General features: G+C 58.2%; 14 protein-coding genes. 6 read left to right on the top strand and 8 right to left on the bottom strand.

Annotated features, from left to right (window positions below; translation table 11 throughout):
- Nucleotide 1 precedes the first annotated feature (1 nt).
- Complete coding sequence (gene trhA / locus G6Q29_RS15005; RefSeq protein ID WP_003863433.1) at nt 2-661, bottom strand: PAQR family membrane homeostasis protein TrhA; 660 nt, start codon at nt 659-661, stop codon at nt 2-4.
- A 266-nt stretch (nt 662-927) separates the two neighbouring features.
- Between trhA and G6Q29_RS15010 the strand changes: the two genes are divergently transcribed.
- From G6Q29_RS15010 to G6Q29_RS15035, 6 genes are all read left to right on the top strand, one after another.
- Nucleotides 928-1,659 carry a MurR/RpiR family transcriptional regulator gene (locus G6Q29_RS15010; RefSeq protein ID WP_015571796.1) on the top strand — a complete coding sequence of 244 codons (732 nt, stop codon included), beginning with the start codon at nt 928-930 and terminating at the stop codon, nt 1,657-1,659.
- Nucleotides 1,660-1,775: 116 nt separating this feature from the next.
- Nucleotides 1,776-3,209 carry a 6-phospho-beta-glucosidase gene (locus G6Q29_RS15015; protein ID WP_165466248.1) on the top strand — a complete coding sequence of 478 codons (1,434 nt, stop codon included), beginning with the start codon at nt 1,776-1,778 and terminating at the stop codon, nt 3,207-3,209.
- A 124-nt stretch (nt 3,210-3,333) separates the two neighbouring features.
- On the top strand, nt 3,334-3,693 hold the full coding sequence (locus G6Q29_RS15020; protein WP_022649310.1) for a hypothetical protein: 360 nt from the start codon (nt 3,334-3,336) through the stop codon (nt 3,691-3,693).
- A 48-nt stretch (nt 3,694-3,741) separates the two neighbouring features.
- Nucleotides 3,742-5,751, top strand: a complete 2,010-nt coding sequence (locus G6Q29_RS15025; protein ID WP_165466249.1) for a protein-disulfide reductase DsbD family protein — start codon at nt 3,742-3,744, stop codon at nt 5,749-5,751.
- Nucleotide 5,752: 1 nt separating this feature from the next.
- The gene (locus G6Q29_RS15030) at nt 5,753-6,355 is read left to right on the top strand and encodes a DsbA family protein (protein WP_165466250.1); all 603 of its coding nucleotides are present in this window, start codon (nt 5,753-5,755) and stop codon (nt 6,353-6,355) included.
- Nucleotides 6,345-6,845, top strand: coding sequence for a protein disulfide oxidoreductase (locus G6Q29_RS15035; RefSeq protein ID WP_165466251.1), 501 nt, complete (start codon nt 6,345-6,347; stop codon nt 6,843-6,845). Before G6Q29_RS15030 ends, G6Q29_RS15035 begins: the two co-directional genes overlap by 11 nt.
- Before the next feature lie 2 nt (nt 6,846-6,847).
- Here G6Q29_RS15035 and G6Q29_RS15040 read toward each other — a convergent pair whose 3' ends face one another.
- From G6Q29_RS15040 to pepP, 7 genes are all read right to left on the bottom strand, one after another.
- Nucleotides 6,848-7,591: an SDR family oxidoreductase gene (locus tag G6Q29_RS15040; protein ID WP_165466252.1), complete on the bottom strand. Its 744-nt coding sequence runs from the start codon at nt 7,589-7,591 to the stop codon at nt 6,848-6,850.
- 70 nt (nt 7,592-7,661) lie between these two features.
- Nucleotides 7,662-10,535 (bottom strand): aminomethyl-transferring glycine dehydrogenase, encoded by a 2,874-nt coding sequence (gcvP, locus tag G6Q29_RS15045; protein ID WP_165466253.1) that lies wholly within the window; start codon nt 10,533-10,535, stop codon nt 7,662-7,664.
- Nucleotides 10,536-10,658: 123 nt separating this feature from the next.
- A complete protein-coding gene (gene gcvH, locus G6Q29_RS15050) occupies nt 10,659-11,048 on the bottom strand; it encodes a glycine cleavage system protein GcvH (protein WP_006811885.1) in 390 nt (129 codons plus the stop codon).
- Between the two features lie 23 nt (nt 11,049-11,071).
- A complete protein-coding gene (gene gcvT / locus G6Q29_RS15055; protein ID WP_165466254.1) occupies nt 11,072-12,166 on the bottom strand; it encodes a glycine cleavage system aminomethyltransferase GcvT in 1,095 nt (364 codons plus the stop codon).
- A 397-nt stretch (nt 12,167-12,563) separates the two neighbouring features.
- Nucleotides 12,564-13,766 carry an FAD-dependent 2-octaprenylphenol hydroxylase gene (gene ubiI, locus G6Q29_RS15060; protein ID WP_165466255.1) on the bottom strand — a complete coding sequence of 401 codons (1,203 nt, stop codon included), beginning with the start codon at nt 13,764-13,766 and terminating at the stop codon, nt 12,564-12,566.
- A gap of 12 nt (nt 13,767-13,778) precedes the next feature.
- Nucleotides 13,779-14,957 (bottom strand): 2-octaprenyl-6-methoxyphenyl hydroxylase, encoded by a 1,179-nt coding sequence (gene ubiH, locus G6Q29_RS15065; RefSeq protein WP_165466256.1) that lies wholly within the window; start codon nt 14,955-14,957, stop codon nt 13,779-13,781.
- Nucleotides 14,954-16,267 carry a Xaa-Pro aminopeptidase gene (gene pepP / locus G6Q29_RS15070; RefSeq protein ID WP_165466320.1) on the bottom strand — a complete coding sequence of 438 codons (1,314 nt, stop codon included), beginning with the start codon at nt 16,265-16,267 and terminating at the stop codon, nt 14,954-14,956. Before pepP ends, ubiH begins: the two co-directional genes overlap by 4 nt.
- Nucleotides 16,268-16,275: the final 8 nt, after the last annotated feature.

Consider the following 16,275-nt stretch of genomic DNA (forward strand, 5'->3'; position numbering starts at 1 on the left):
ACTACACCTGCCCCACATACAGATAAATTGCCAGGAAGTGACACACGCTGCCGCCCAGCACAAAGCCGTGCCAGATGGCATGGTTGTACGGAATACGCTTGCAGACGTAGAAAATCACGCCCAGCGAGTAAACCACTCCGCCCACCGCCAGAAGCGTTACGCCGCCTACCGCCAGCTTAATGGCTAACTGATACACCACAATCAGCGACAGCCAGCCCATTGTCAGATAGGTGACCAGCGACAGCACTTTAAACCGGTGCGCAATGGTCAGCTTAAACAGGATCCCCAGTAGTGCCAGGCTCCAGATCACAATCATCAGGCCACGCGACAGCGGAGAGTTGAGCCCCACCAGCAAAAACGGCGTATAGGTACCTGCAATAAGAAGATAGATAGCGCAGTGGTCAAATTTCTTGAGCCATATCTTCGCCCGTTGATGCGGAATCGCGTGATACAGCGTTGAGGCCAGGAAAAGCAGGATCATACTCCCGCCATACAGGCTGTAGCTGGTAATGGCCATCGCGCTGGCGTTGGTATCCACCGCCTGTACCAGCAATAACACTAAGCCGACAATCCCAAAAACCAGGCCAATGCCGTGGCTTATACTGTTGGCTACTTCCTCAGCCAGCGAATATCCCTGTGCGATTAATGGTCTGCTCACCATACTTAACTCCGGGAAAACAAAAGATGATTATTCATCGCCAGTCTATGCTAACTGAGAATGATTCCAGTGAACACCTGTTAGCTAAAATAAATCCATAATCAAGATTTATCCTTATAAATCAATACAATGTAAAAACAACCCGCCGCACAGGTGTAAATAATTTCATTAACACCCGAGTAATCAAGGAGATAAAACCGTCTCCCGCCCCTCGTCATCATGGTATGCTTCAGGAATAGTGTCCGACAGCGAGTTTAGCCATTGTGAGTATGTTCAGCCATTCCGCCATTGCCAGCCTCAACAATCTGGAAATGATGGTCTATAACTATGTCATTAAGAACCGCGATAAAGTGATGTACATGACCATCCGCGAGCTGGCGGATGCGGCTGGGGTCTCTACTACCACTATCCTGCGCTTCTGCCGCAAGCTTAACTGCGATGGCTACTCGGAATTTCGGGTGCGCTTTAAGCTCTACCTGGAGCAGAACGAGCCGCAGCAGGCGAATTTTGGTGCCAGTGAAATTATCAGCTTTTTTAAAAGCGTAAATAACGAAGAGTTTGATGCGCTATTAGATAACGCCGTCGATATTATCTTATCCTCTGAACGAATTATTTTTGTCGGTGCGGGCACGTCCGGATCGCTGGCAAAATATGGCGCACGTTTCTTTTCAAATATAGGAAAATTCAGCAACCATATCGACGATCCTTATTTTCCGGTCACTAACGACATGGCTAAAAATGCGCTGGCTATTGTTCTCTCCGTCTCTGGCGAAACCGAGGAGATCCTGCGCTTCGCCAGCCAGTTCAGCCTGCACCACTGCAAGGTGCTCTCCGTCACCAGCCACGAACATTCGCGTCTCGCGAAACTGGCGGACTTTAACCTCTCCTGGCATGTCCCGCAAACGCGCATTGGCGGCGTTTACGATATCACCACGCAAATTCCCGTCATCTATATTCTGGAATCATTAGGCCGGAAACTGGCGAAGAAATTAACAGAATAAAACATCCTGTTTTTTTGATGTGACAAATTACACTTTCCACAAAATGTTATATCGTGACATTTAATTCCGCTTTGCTAGACTCGAAATCAATAAGTCCTGAATTGAGAATAGCGAAGATGAAAAAACTCACCTTACCGAAAGATTTTTTATGGGGCGGCGCGGTGGCGGCGCACCAGGTTGAAGGCGGCTGGAACAAAGGCGGCAAAGGGCCAAGCATCTGCGACGTGCTCACCGGCGGCGCACACGGCGTTCCGCGTGAAATCACGCAGGAAGTGATTGAAGGCAAATATTATCCGAACCACGAAGCCGTCGATTTTTATGGCCATTACAAAGAAGACATCAGGCTGTTTGCCGAGATGGGCTTCAAATGTTTCCGTACCTCCATCGCCTGGACGCGCATCTTCCCGAAAGGGGACGAGACTCAGCCAAACGAAGAGGGGCTGAAGTTTTACGACGACATGTTCGATGAACTGCTGAAGTACAACATCGAGCCGGTGATCACCCTCTCCCACTTTGAAATGCCGCTGCACCTCGTTCAGGAATACGGCGGATGGACCAACCGTAAAGTGGTCGATTTCTTTGTGCGCTTCTCAGAAGTGGTATTTGAGCGCTACAAAAATAAGGTCAAATACTGGATGACCTTCAACGAAATCAACAACCAGCGCAACTGGCGTGCGCCTCTGTTCGGCTACTGCTGCTCTGGTGTGGTCTATACCGAGCACGACAACCCGGAAGAGACCATGTACCAGGTGCTGCATCACCAGTTCGTGGCCAGCGCGCTGGCGGTGAAAGCCGCACGCCGAATTAACCCGGAGATGAAAGTCGGCTGCATGCTGGCGATGGTGGCGCTCTATCCGTACTCCTGCAAGCCAGAAGATGTCATGTTCGCTCAGGAATCCATGCGCGAGCGCTACGTCTTTACCGACGTACAGCTGCGCGGCTACTACCCGTCTTACGTGCTGAACGAGTGGGAACGCCGTGGCTTCTCCATCAACATGGAAGCAGGCGACGAGCAGATCCTGCGTGAAGGCACCTGCGATTACTTAGGTTTCAGCTACTACATGACCAACGCGGTCAAAGCAGAAGGCGGCACCGGCGACGCCATTTCCGGCTTCGAGGGCAGCGTGCCAAACCCACACGTCAAGGCGTCCGACTGGGGCTGGCAGATTGATCCGGTAGGCCTGCGCTATTCGCTGTGTGAACTGTACGAACGTTATCAGAAGCCGCTGTTTATCGTGGAAAATGGTTTCGGCGCCTACGACACCGTGGAAGAGGACGGCAGCATCAACGATGACTATCGCATCGACTACCTGCGCGCCCACGTGGAAGAGATGATGAAGGCGGTGACCTGGGACGGCGTGGATCTGATGGGCTACACCCCGTGGGGCTGCATCGATTGCGTCTCCTTCACCACCGGCCAGTACAGCAAGCGCTACGGCTTTATCTACGTCAACAAGCACGACGACGGCACCGGTGACATGTCCCGCTCCCGTAAGAAGAGCTTTGAGTGGTATAAAACCGTCATTGCCAGTAACGGCGAAACGCTATAATCGCTCGCCCTCTCTTCAAGCGGAGAGGGCAAACCGCTTATCTTCCAGACACTTCTTTACAGCTTTTGCGTTGCCAAAATATGTTCGCCCGATAATATAGGCGTCCTGAATATTTGAGGCGAACATGATTAAGCGACAACGCAACGCTATCCTGCTTGTAGCCCTGGCCTGCCTGGTGGTACTGATATGTACCGCCCAGCGGATGGCCGGGATGCATGCGCTTGTCATGAACGTCACCGCCACGAGCCAGTCTGTCCAGCAGGGGCAGGAGAGTGCCGACGCACCGGTAACCCCGTGTGAGCTTAGCGCCAAGTCGCTGATGTCGGTCCCGCCTGTTTTGTTTGAAGGCGCCCTGATTGCCGTCACCCTGCTGCTGGCGTTACTGGCAGCCAGTCCGCCGCGCCGCGAACGGCAGTGGCCTCCCCGCGTTATCTCCCCGCCCCGGTTACGGGTACATCTACGATTATGCGTCTTCCGTGAATGAGCCTTCGCCTGTCACTTCAGGTTAATTCATCATTTACGGAGAAAATTTATGTTTACTGTATTCAGGCGACTGCTGGTCTGCCTGCTTTGGCTATGGCTGCCCTTAAGCCAGGCTGCCGACAGCGGCTGGCTGCGCGCCGCCGATAATCAACACGCCAGCGTCAGGCTGCGTGCGCAACCCGAAAGCACTGGCGAAACCCGCCTGCTGCTGGACGTCGCCCTGCAAAAAGGCTGGAAAACCTACTGGCGTTCGCCGGGCGAAGGGGGCGTCGCCCCCACGATTAAATGGCATCAGCCCGTCGAGGCGATCTGGCGCTGGCCTGTGCCGCAGCGTTTCGACGTCGCGGGTATCACCACGCAGGGCTATCACGGCGATGTCAGCTTTCCCATCACTCTGCGGGGCGACGTCCCGAAGATCCTGAGCGGCGTGCTGACGCTCTCCACCTGTAGCAACGTCTGTATTCTTACTGACTACCCGTTTTCGCTGAACATGACCGCATCCGCTGGCGCCGGTTTTGATTACGATTTCAGTCGGGCCATGGGCACCCTTCCGCTCAGCGACGGGTTAACCTCAGCGCTTAACGCCACCTATGCCCCCGGCAAGCTGACCGTCACGGCGCAGCGTGACGCTGGCTGGCAGGCGCCGTCCCTGTTTATCGACGGCATGGACGATGTTGATTTTGGCAAGCCGATCCTCGCCGTGCGCGGTGAGTCGCTGGTCGCAACCGTACCCGTGACGGACAGCTGGGGCGAGGCCGCGCCCAACCTCAGCGGCAAAACCCTGTCGCTGGTTCTGACCGATAGCGGGCAGGCGCAGGAGTCCAGCCTGAGCATTAAGCCAGGGAACGCCGCGCCGGCGCTCTCGTTAGGCTGGGTGCTGATGATGGCGCTGGCTGGCGGTCTGATCCTTAACGTCATGCCCTGCGTACTGCCCGTGCTGGCCATGAAGCTCGGTACGCTGATGCAGACTGAGCAACAGGCACGGGGTCAGGTACGCCGACAGTTTCTTGCGTCGGTCGCCGGGATCGTCATCTCGTTCCTCGCGCTGGCGCTGATGATGACGGTATTACGTTTAGGCAATCAGGCGCTCGGCTGGGGGATCCAGTTCCAGAACCCGTGGTTTATTGGTGCGATGGCGCTGGTAATGGTGCTTTTCAGCGCCAGCCTGCTGGGGTTGTTTGAAATCCGTCTCCCTTCCGGCGCCAGCACCTTCCTCGCCACGCGCGGCGGCAACGGGCTTGCGGGTCATTTCTGGCAAGGCGCGTTTGCCACGCTGCTGGCGACCCCCTGCACCGCGCCGTTCCTGGGTACGGCGGTCTCGGTCGCGCTGGCGGCGCCGCTTCCCCTGCTCTGGGGGATTTTCCTGGCGATGGGTATTGGCATGAGCCTGCCATGGCTGCTGGTGGCGGCCTGGCCGGGGCTGGCCCAGCGGTTGCCGCGTCCGGGACGCTGGATGAACGTCGTACGCGTAGTGCTGGGGATGATGATGCTCGGCTCATCGCTGTGGCTGCTGAGCCTGCTGATGGTGCACATTGGCAGCCTGCCCGTCATCACGCTGGGCGTGCTCCTGATCCTTGTGCTACTGCTGATCACCGCCTGGCGCTACCGCTGGCAAACGGCACTGCGCGCGGGAGCATTAGCTGTAGTGGTGGCCGGGGCGGTCGCGTTTGTCTCCGGCTCCGGCGGCGAGAGTTCCCGCCGCGATCGTATTGACTGGCAGCCGCTCAGCGAGCAGGCCATTGCCCGCGCGCTGGCGGAGAACAAACGGGTGTTCGTCGACGTGACCGCCGACTGGTGCGTGACCTGTAAAGCCAATAAATACAACGTGCTGCTGCGCGAGGACGTGCAGGATGTGCTCTCCGCCCCGGACGTGGTCGCTCTGCGCGGCGACTGGAGCCGCCCCTCCGATACCATCAGCCAGTTCTTAACCACGCGCGGCAGCGCCGCCGTGCCGTTTAACCAGATCTACGGACCGGGACTACCGCAGGGCCACGTGCTGCCTGCGCTGTTAAGCCGCGAAGCGGTGCTGAGCACCCTGTCCGATGCGAAAGGAAAATAACATGAAAGCCTTAGTTGCCTTACTTCTGCTGTCGTTATCAACGTTCGGTTTCGCCGCACCGTCAGATGACGCTTCCAACGACCAGCTGGCAAAACTGCTGTTTAACGACCCCAACAGCCCGCGAACCGGCGCGACATCGCCGAAGCTTACCATCGTCTCCTTCACGGACTATAACTGCCCTTACTGCAAGCAGTTCGACCCGATGCTGGAGAAAATCGTGCAGGAAAATCCCGACGTGCAGCTCATCGTCAAACTGCTGCCGTTCAAGGGCCAAAGCTCGGTAAATGCCGCAAAAGCGGCGCTCTCAACGTGGCAGCAGGCGCCGGATAAATTCTGGGCGCTGCACCAACGGCTGATGATGAAAAAGGGCTATCACGATGACGCCAGCATCGCGGCCGCGAAGGTAAAGACCGGAACGGACGGCATTAAAACGGATGATAAAACCATGGACAGCCTAAAGATGAACCTCATCCTGGCGCAGGTGCTGAATATTCAGGGTACCCCGGCGACCATTATCGGCGACCAGATGGTGGCGGGCGCAATTCCGTATGACGACCTGGAGGGGCTGGTCAAAGAACAGCTGGCAAATGCCCGTGGCAAGTAAGCTGCCGCGCCTGCTGCGCGAGCTGGGCGTGTGGCTGCTGATTGGCGTAGCCGTGAGCCTGGCGGTGGACTATTTCCGCCAGCCCGCGCTACCGCAGAATTTCTCCGCGACGCGTCTGCACACCCTCGACGGCGAGACCGTGGATCTTGCTGCCATGAGCGAGGATCGTCCGCTGCTGGTTTACGTCTGGGCAACATGGTGCGGCGTCTGTCGCTACACCACGCCCTCGGTGGCGGCGCTTGCCGCGGACGGGGGTAATGTGATGTCGGTTGCGCTGCGATCCGGCGATAACGCGACGCTCGAAACGTGGCTAAGGAAGAAGAAGGCGACGATGCCCACGATCAACGACGCCAGCGGAGAACTGGCGCGTCAGTGGGACGTTCAGGTGACGCCAACGCTGGTGGTGATCTCACACGGTGAAGTGAAGTCGATCACCACCGGCTGGACCAGCGGCTGGGGAATGCGCCTGCGGCTGTGGCTGGCGTCGTAGCGTTACTTCCCGCCAGCCAGCTCCAGGAAGCTACCGGTGACATAGGAGGCTTTGTCGCTCAGCAGCCAGGCAATGGCCTGGGCGACCTCCTCCGGCTGACCGCCACGCTGCATCGGCAACACCGACTTGACCCGATCCACACGTCCCGGCTCGCCGCCGGAGGCGTGAATATCGGTATAAATCAAACCTGGCCGCACGCAGTTAACGCGGATGCCCTGCGCCGCCACCTCCAGCGCAAGGCCGGTTGTCAGGGAATCCACCGCCCCTTTGGAGGCGGCATAATCCACATATTCCCCCGGCGCGCCCAGCCGTGAGGCCGCCGAGGAGACATTCACAATCGCGCCGCCCTTGCCGCCGTGTTTATGCGACATGCGCTTCACCGCCTCACGACAGCAGAGAAAATAGCCGGTGACGTTGGTAGCCAGCACGCGGTTAATACGTTCAGCGGAGAGATTTTCAATGGTGGATTGTTCAAACAAAATCCCGGCGTTATTTACCAGCGCGGTGAGCGGCTCGCCTTCGCGATCGATGCTGTCGAACATCGCCATCACCTGCGCTTCATCGCTGATGTCCGCGCGCACGGCAAAGGATTTACCGCCCGCGTCCACGATCTGATTAATGACGTCCGTCGCGGCTTTGATGTTGTGATGAAAATTCACCGCAACGGTGTAGCCTTCGCTTGCCAGCTGTAGCGCGGTGGCTTTCCCAATACCCCGGCTGGCGCCGGTGACCAGAGCAATTGCCATTCTTTTCTCCCAATAAAAAAGCCGGGTGGCGGCTTCGCCTTACCCGGCCTACGTTACTACAGGAACAACGTTACTGGTATTCGCTCATCGGCACGCAGGAGCAGAACAGGTTACGGTCGCCGTAAACATCATCAAGACGTTTCACAGTTGGCCAGTATTTGTTTGCCACGCCTGCCGGGAAGACAGCCAGCTCGCGGGTATAACCGTGGTTCCACTCTGCCACCAGCTCGTTCTGGGTATGCGGCGCGTTAACCAGTGGGTTATCTTCCAGCGTCCACTCCCCGCCTTTCACGCGGTCGATTTCGCTGCGGATCGCCAGCATCGCGTCGATAAAGCGGTCCAGCTCCACCTTGCTTTCAGACTCGGTCGGCTCAACCATCAGCGTTCCCGCTACCGGGAAGGACATGGTTGGTGCATGGAAACCGTAGTCGATCAGGCGCTTGGCAATATCCAGCTCGCTGATGCCCGTCTCTTCTTTCAGAGGACGAATATCGAGAATGCATTCGTGCGCTACACGACCGTCGCGGCCGGTGTAGAGCACCGGATAGGCATCCTTAAGACGCGTTGCGATGTAGTTAGCGTTGAGGATCGCCACCTGGCTGGCCTGCTTCAGCCCTTCCGCGCCCATCATGCGGATGTACATCCAGCTGATTGGCAGGATAGAGGCGCTGCCGAACGGTGCCGCAGATACCGCGCCCTGACGGGTCAGCATGCCTTCAATCTGCACCACGCTGTGGCCCGGCACAAACGGCGCCAGGTGCGCTTTCACGCCGATTGGGCCCATACCCGGGCCGCCACCGCCGTGCGGAATGCAGAACGTTTTATGCAGGTTCAGGTGCGACACGTCCGCGCCGATAAAGCCCGGTGAGGTGATGCCCACCTGAGCGTTCATGTTCGCGCCGTCGAGGTAAACCTGACCGCCGAACTGATGCACCACCTCACACACTTCACGAATAGTTTCTTCGTACACCCCGTGAGTGGACGGGTAGGTCACCATGATGCAGGAGAGTTTATCGCCCGCCTGCTCGGCTTTGGCGCGCAGGTCGGCCAAATCGATGTTGCCGTTTTTGTCACACGCCACAACTACCACTTCCATTCCAGCCATCTGAGCAGAAGCCGGGTTGGTACCGTGGGCAGAGCTTGGGATCAGACAGATATCACGGTGGCCTTCGTTGCGGCTTTCGTGATAGTGACGGATCGCCAGCAGACCGGCGTATTCACCCTGCGCACCGGAGTTCGGCTGCATGCAGAGCGCGTCGTACCCGGTCAGCTTCACCAGCCAGTCGGAGAGCTGGTTAATCATCATGTGATAGCCTTCCGCCTGCTCAGCCGGGCAGAACGGATGCAGCTCGGAGAATTCAGGCCAGGTAATTGGGATCATCTCAGCCGCGGCGTTCAGCTTCATGGTGCAAGAGCCCAGCGGGATCATCGCCTGGTTCAGCGCCAGATCTTTGCGCTCCAGAGAGTGCATATAGCGCATCATCTCGGTTTCGCTGTGGTAGCGGTTGAATACCGGGTGAGTCAGGATCGCGTCATCGCGCAGCATACTTTCCTGAATCGAGCGGCTGTCGAGCGCAACCTCTTTGTCGAGCGTATCAACGTCCAGACCGTGTGCGTCACCCAGTAATACGTTGAACAGGTTCAGGATATCGTCACGGGTGGTGCTTTCGTCTAACGTAATGCCGACCGCATTATGGATGTCGCTACGCAGGTTAATTTGCGCAGCCTCGGCGCACGCCAGCACGTCGGCTTTGTCTGCCACCTCAACGCACAGGGTGTCGAAGTAGTGCTCATGACGCTGCCTGAGGCCTTTCCGTTGCAGACCGCAGGCCAGGATATCGGCCAGACGGTGGATGCGGCTGGCAATGCGCTTCAGGCCAGCCGGACCGTGGAACACCGCGTACAGGCTGGCAATGTTAGCCAGCAGTACCTGCGAGGTACAAATGTTCGAGTTCGCTTTCTCGCGGCGGATATGCTGCTCGCGGGTCTGCATCGCCATGCGCAGCGCGGTGTTACCGGCGGCATCTTTCGATACGCCGATAATACGGCCTGGCATGGAACGTTTAAATTCATCTTTCGCGCCAAAGAACGCCGCGTGCGGGCCACCGTAGCCCATCGGCACGCCGAAGCGCTGGGCCGAGCCGAAGACAATGTCCGCGCCCTGTTTACCTGGCGCCGTCAGCAGCACCAGCGCCATAAAATCAGCGGCGACGCTAACAATAACCTTACGGGATTTCAGCTCGGCGATCAGTGCGCTGTAGTCGTGCACTTCTCCGGTGGTGCCTACCTGCTGCAACAGCACGCCGAAGACGTCCTGGTGATCCAGCACCTTATCAGCGTCGTCGACAATCACCTCAAAGCCGAAGGTTTCCGCACGGGTGCGCACCACGTCCAGCGTCTGCGGATGCACGTCCGCCGCGACAAAGAAGCGGTTAGCGTTTTTCAGCTTGCTCACGCGCTTCGCCATCGCCATCGCTTCGGCGGCGGCGGTGGCTTCATCCAGCAGAGAGGCGGAAGCAATGTCCATACCGGTCAGATCCAGCGTCACCTGCTGGAAGTTCAGCAGCGCTTCCAGTCGGCCCTGGGAAACTTCTGGCTGATAAGGGGTATAAGCGGTGTACCAGCCCGGGTTTTCCAGCATGTTGCGCAGGATCACCGGCGGTAACTGCACGTTGGTGTAGCCCATGCCAATGTAAGACTTATAGCGCTTGTTGAGGCCAGCAATGGCCTTCAGCTCCGCCAGTGCGGCGAATTCCGTGGTGGACTCGCCTACCTGCGGCGCCGTGGCAAGCTGGATGTCTTTTGGCACGATCTGGCCGATCAGTGCGTTTAATGAATCCGCGCCAACCGTTTTCAGCATCTCCTGCTGTTGCTGAGCATCCGGCCCAATGTGACGTTCAATGAAGGCGCCACGGTTTTCAAGCTGGCTTAAAGTCTGTGTCATGAGCGATGGTTCCTGAAACGTGCAGTGAATTTAAGTTCCCTCCCCTCCGGGAGAGGGTTAGGGTGAGGGGAAAATGGGTACCCTCACCCCGGCCCTCTCCCAAAGGGAGAGGGAGAAAAACGGTTATTCGTCTTCCAGTAATGCTTCGTACGCGGTGGCATCCAGCAGCGCGGCAACCTGCGCTTCGTCGCTGGCTTTGATCTTGAAGATCCAGCCACCTTCATAAGGCTCGCTGTTCACCAGTTCCGGGGAGTCGCTGAGCGCGTCGTTCACGGCAACAATTTCACCGCTCACCGGGGCGTAGATGTCAGAGGCCGCTTTCACGGATTCCGCCACCGCACAGTCGTCGCCTGCGCTCACGGTTGCGCCCACTTCCGGCAGATCAACAAACACCATGTCGCCCAGCAGCTCCTGCGCGTGCTCGGTGATCCCTACGGTGTAAGTGCCGTCCGCCTCTTTGCGCAGCCACTCGTGTTCTTTGCTGTATTTCAGTTCTGCTGGCACATTGCTCATAAAATTTCTCCTGATAAAAAGAGTTAGGCGACCGGCTTACCGGCGCGAACAAAAATCGGTTTGGTCACGTTGACCGGCATTTCACGGTTGCGGATCTGCACCACCGCCGTTTCGCCAATGCCCGCCGGCACGCGTGCCAGGGCAATACTGTAGCCGAGCGTCGGGGAGAACGTTCCGCTGGTGATCACGCCTTCGCGATGATTGCCGTCGGCATCGGTGAAGCGCACCGGCAGCTCGCCGCGCAGAACGCCTTTTTCCTTCATCACCAGTCCAACCAGCTGTTCAGTGCCCTTCTCACGCTGCATCTCCAGCGCTTCACGGCCTATAAAATCACGGTCAGCGGGTTCCCACGCGATGGTCCAGCCCATGTTGGCCGCCAGCGGAGAGACGCCTTCGTCCATCTCCTGACCGTAGAGGTTCATCCCCGCTTCCAGACGCAGCGTATCGCGCGCGCCCAGGCCCGCAGGCTTCACGCCCGCCTCCACCAGCGCACGCCAGAAATCAGCGGCCTTTTCGTTTGGCATCGCAATTTCATAGCCCGCTTCGCCGGTATAGCCGGTCGTGGCAATAAACAGATCGCCCGCCTGCACGCCGAAGAACGGCTTCATGCCCTCGGTGGCTCTGCGCTGCTCGTCGCTGAACAGAGACGCGGCTTTCGCCTGGGCGTTTGGCCCCTGCACGGCAATCAGCGACAGATCGTCACGGACGGTGATGTCGATGGCATAAGGTTCGGCGTGTTGGGTGATCCAGGAGAGGTCTTTTTCGCGGGTGGCGGAGTTTACAACGAGGCGGAAGAAATCTTCGGTGAAGTAGTAGACGATGAGGTCATCAATCACGCCACCCGAGGCGTTCAGCATACCGGTATAGAGCGCTTTCCCCGGTGTCTTCAGCTTCGCGACGTCGTTTGCCAGCAGATAACGTAAAAACTCCCGGGTGCGGCTACCGCGCAGATCGACAATCGTCATGTGAGACACGTCGAACATACCGGCATCGGTGCGCACCGCGTGGTGCTCATCAATCTGCGAGCCGTAGTGCAGCGGCATCATCCAGCCGTGGAAGTCCACCATGCGGGCGCCGCATAACACGTGCTGTTCGTACAAAGGAGTCTGTTGAGCCATCTTTTCCTCGTTGAAAAATTCACCGTGAAACCCGGTGTCGGCCTCGCGAGCGGGGGCCGACGCAAACGTTCTCTTTTACCTGAACTTACCACCGAAATCGGCGGTTAACCATAAGTTAAAACGGGTCATCACATTAGCTTATGACCAAAAAACGCTGAAAAGCCTACAGAGTTATTCACTGGAAAAATGCGATTAACCCCGCACAAAGTTAACAATGATCTAACAGGATTTAGCAGATGGTGATATTTCATGCGGAAAAACGGGCCGATTTTCCGTCACATAAAAATCATGACATTAGATTATCTAATGCGAAAAATGACGTGAAATTAGAATATTTCAAACGAGGGACTTTTCCCGGCACAGAGGCCGGGAAAAGAAAGTGTGACGGGGGTCTATTTTATTTCAGCCAGTCCGGCAGGTCGTTAAGACCCATCGCCTGACGCAGGAGTTGAGGTTTGACGCCAGGAAGGGTATCGGCGAGCTTGAGCCCAATATCACGCAGCAGTTTTTTCGCCGGATTTGCCCCGGCAAACAGCTCGCGGAAGCCCTGCATGCCTGCAAGCATCATCGCCGCACTGTGCTTGCGGCTGCGCTCGTAGCGACGCAGATACAAATGCTGACCAATGTCTTTGCCTTCACGATGCAGACGACGCAGTTCTTCAACCAGCTCCGCCGCGTCCATAAAACCGAGGTTCACCCCCTGACCGGCCAGCGGATGAATAGTATGTGCCGCATCGCCCACCAGCGCCAGACGGTGCGCCGCAAACTGACGCGCGTAGCGACCGGTTAACGGAAACGTCTGGCGTTCGCTTTCCAGTGAGCATAATCCCAGACGGTTATCAAACGCTACGCATAGCGACTGATTGAAGGCGTCCGGCGTCGCCTCCTGCATCTGCTGCGCTTTCTCCGGCTCTAAGGACCAGACGATGGAGCAAAGATGCGGATCGGCAAGCGGCAGGAAGGCCAGAATACCGTCGTTGTGGAAAATCTGACGCGCCACGCCGCCGTGCGGCTCTTCGGTGCGGATCGTGGCCACCAACGCGTGATGGCGGTAATCCCAGAAGGTCAGCGGAATATCCGCTTTGTTACGCAGCCAGGAATTGGCGCCGTCGGCCCCCACCACCAGACGCGCGGTCAGCATGTCGCCGCTCTCAAGGGTGATAAACGCGTCGTTTTCCCCCCACGCCACCTGCTGAAGCTTCGCGGGGGCAATCAGCGTGACGTCGCTACACTGCTGCGCTTTGCGCCACAGCGCGTGGTGGATCACCGCGTTTTCAACGATGTGTCCGAGGTGACTGTAGCCCATGCTTTCATCGTCAAACGCAATATGGCCAAAGCTGTCTTTGTCCCACACTTCCATCCCGTGATAGCAGCTGGCACGCTGCGCCACGATTTCAGACCAGACGCCAAGGTGCGTCAGTAGCTTTTCGCTGGCGGCATTGATCGCCGAGACGCGCAGTTCCGGCGGTGCATCCTGCGCCACAGGCTCCGGCGCTTTTTGCTCAAGCACGGCCACGCGCAGACCACTGCCCTGTAAACCACAGGCCAGCGCCAGTCCTACCATTCCGCCGCCTACAATGGCGACATCAACATTTTGCACGGTGATAACTCCTTAACGCGCGACCCAACCCAGGGTCCGCTGCGCCAGCACGTCACGTGCCGGAATGAACAGTTCCATCGCCATCAGCCCAAGGTTGCGGCCCGCAACCAGCGGTGCCCAGCGATTGGCAAACAGGTGGACTAAACCGTCGGTGACGCCAATGGTCGCCGCTTTGTCCGCCTGGCGTCGTTTCTGGTAATGGCACAGCACTGAATATGCACCACAATCCTGCTGCTCGCTCCACGTCTGCGCCAGAAGCTCAGCCAGGCTCATCACGTCGCGCAGGCCAAGGTTAAAGCCTTGTCCGGCGATGGGGTGCAGCGTCTGCGCGGCGTTGCCGACCAGGGCGACGCGGTGGGAGACCGTCTGCGATGCGGTCGTCAGCGCGAGCGGATAGGCCACGCGTTTTCCGGCGTGGGTGATACGCCCAAGCCGCCAGCCGAAGGCCTTTTGCAGCTCGGAACAAAAACGTTCGTCGGACCAGGAGAGAACCTCATCGGCTCGATCCTGCGCATGGCACCACACCAGCGAGCAGCGCCCGTTCGACATCGGCAGCATGGCCAGCGGGCCGTGCTCGGTGAAGCGCTCAAATGCCCTGCCGTTATGCGCGCCAGCCGTAGAGACGTTGGCGATGACCGCCGCCTGACCATAGGGTTCAGAGCGCCATTCAACGCCGCACTGCGTGGCGATCGCCGAGCGTGAACCATCTGCCGCCACCAGCAGTTGCCCCTCCAGCGTGGTGCCGTTGTCCAGCGTCACGCTGACGGCCTCATCACGGCGGCTAAAGCTGCCGACCCGCGCCGGGCAGTGCAGCGTGACGCCAGGCGCATCCTGTAACAGACGGAACAGCCGCAGCCCCACGTCATGCAGCTCAACAACCTGCCCCAGCGCCTCGATCCGGTAATCGTGGGCATCCAGCGTCACAAACCCGGCGTGCCCGCGATCGCTGACGTGAACGGTACCAATGGCCGTCGCGCAATCTGCTATCGCCTGCCAGATCCCAATACGCGCAAGCTGCTGACAGGTTCCCTGCGCAAGCGCGATGGCGCGCGCGTCGAAACCGGGATGATCGGCCGCCTGTGGCGCGACCGCCTCAACCAGATGCACCGGAAGCTGGCCCTGAGTTAACTGCGAAATAGCCAGCGCCAGAGTAGCGCCGGTCATGCCTCCGCCAACGATGATTACGCTCATCCGCGTGCCGCCGCCATCAGCGCCTCGATGTCGTCGGCTTTTTTCACCACGGTCGCGGTCAGGTTTTCGTTACCGGTTTCGGTAATGACGATGTCATCTTCAATACGAATGCCGATCCCGCGGTACTGTTCGGGCACGTCGGCATCCGGCGCGATGTACAGTCCCGGTTCGACGGTCAGCACCATGCCCGGTTCCAGCACGCGCGAACGCTCCGCGCCGTATGCACCCACGTCATGCACATCCAGCCCCAGCCAGTGGCTCAGGCCGTGCATAAAGTAAGGGCGATGGGCGTTTTCAGCAATCAGCGTGTCCACCTCGCCTTTCAGAATGCCAAGCTTCACCAGCCCGGTAATCATGATGCGCACGACCTCGCCCGTGACGTCCTGAATGGAGATTCCCGGGCGGAACAGCGTCAGCGCGGTCTCCAGAGACTCAAGTACGATGTCATAGATTTCTCGCTGAGCAGGCGTGAACTTGCCGTTCACCGGAAAGGTGCGGGTGATGTCGCCCGCGTAACCCTGATATTCACAGCCAGCGTCAATCAGCACCAAATCGCCATCGCGCAGTTCACTTTCGTTTTCGGTGTAGTGCAGGATACAGCCGTTTTCTCCGCCGCCCACGATAGTGTTATAGGACGGGAAGCGCGCGCCGTGACGGTTAAATTCGTGGTGGATTTCCCCTTCAAGCTGGTACTCGAACATGCCGGGACGACACTTTTCCATTGCGCGGGTATGCGCCAGGGCACTGATTTCGCCCGCACGGCGCAGCACGTTGAGTTCTTCTTCAGACTTGAACAGGCGCATCTCATGCACCACCGGACGCCAGTCCGTGAGCGTTGCGGGCGCAGTCAGGTTCTGGCGCGAACCTTTACGCAGCTTGTCCAGCGCGGTGAAAACAATCTCATCCGCATACGCATATTCGCCCTGCGCGTGGTAGAGCACGTCCAGGCCGTTCAGCAGCTGATAAAGCTGCTGGTTGATTTCACTGAAGGCCAGCGCACGGTCAACGCCCAGCTTTTCCGGTGCAGCCTCTTGTCCTAAGCGGCGGCCAAACCAGATTTCAGCCGTCAGATCGCGCACGCGGTTGAAAATCACGCTGTGGTTATGGGTGTCATTGCTTTTAATCAGCACCAGTACCGCTTCCGGCTCGTTAAACCCGGTGAAGTACCAGAAATCACTGTTCTGGCGATAGGGATATTCGCTGTCGGCGCTGCGCGTCACTTCCGGCGCGGCAAAAATCAGGGCAGCGCTTCCCGGCTGCATTTTTGCCAACAGAGCCTGACGGCGGCGAGAATACTCTTGACTGGAGATAACCATGA

This window comes from Enterobacter cloacae (assembly GCF_011078175.1).
Classification (GTDB): Bacteria; Pseudomonadota; Gammaproteobacteria; order Enterobacterales; family Enterobacteriaceae; genus Enterobacter; species Enterobacter cloacae_Q.

Coding starts and splice junctions, on each gene's coding strand:
- G6Q29_RS15025 (WP_165466249.1), top strand. CDS start 3,742: ATGTTTACTGTATTCAGGCGACTGCTGGTCTGCCTGCTTTGGCTATGG.
- G6Q29_RS15010 (WP_015571796.1), top strand. CDS start 928: ATGTTCAGCCATTCCGCCATTGCCAGCCTCAACAATCTGGAAATGATG.
- gcvT (WP_165466254.1), bottom strand. CDS start 12,166: ATGGCTCAACAGACTCCTTTGTACGAACAGCACGTGTTATGCGGCGCC.
- G6Q29_RS15040 (WP_165466252.1), bottom strand. CDS start 7,591: ATGGCAATTGCTCTGGTCACCGGCGCCAGCCGGGGTATTGGGAAAGCC.
- gcvP (WP_165466253.1), bottom strand. CDS start 10,535: ATGACACAGACTTTAAGCCAGCTTGAAAACCGTGGCGCCTTCATTGAA.
- G6Q29_RS15020 (WP_022649310.1), top strand. CDS start 3,334: ATGATTAAGCGACAACGCAACGCTATCCTGCTTGTAGCCCTGGCCTGC.
- G6Q29_RS15015 (WP_165466248.1), top strand. CDS start 1,776: ATGAAAAAACTCACCTTACCGAAAGATTTTTTATGGGGCGGCGCGGTG.
- ubiH (WP_165466256.1), bottom strand. CDS start 14,957: ATGAGCGTAATCATCGTTGGCGGAGGCATGACCGGCGCTACTCTGGCG.
- gcvH (WP_006811885.1), bottom strand. CDS start 11,048: ATGAGCAATGTGCCAGCAGAACTGAAATACAGCAAAGAACACGAGTGG.
- trhA (WP_003863433.1), bottom strand. CDS start 661: ATGGTGAGCAGACCATTAATCGCACAGGGATATTCGCTGGCTGAGGAA.
- G6Q29_RS15030 (WP_165466250.1), top strand. CDS start 5,753: ATGAAAGCCTTAGTTGCCTTACTTCTGCTGTCGTTATCAACGTTCGGT.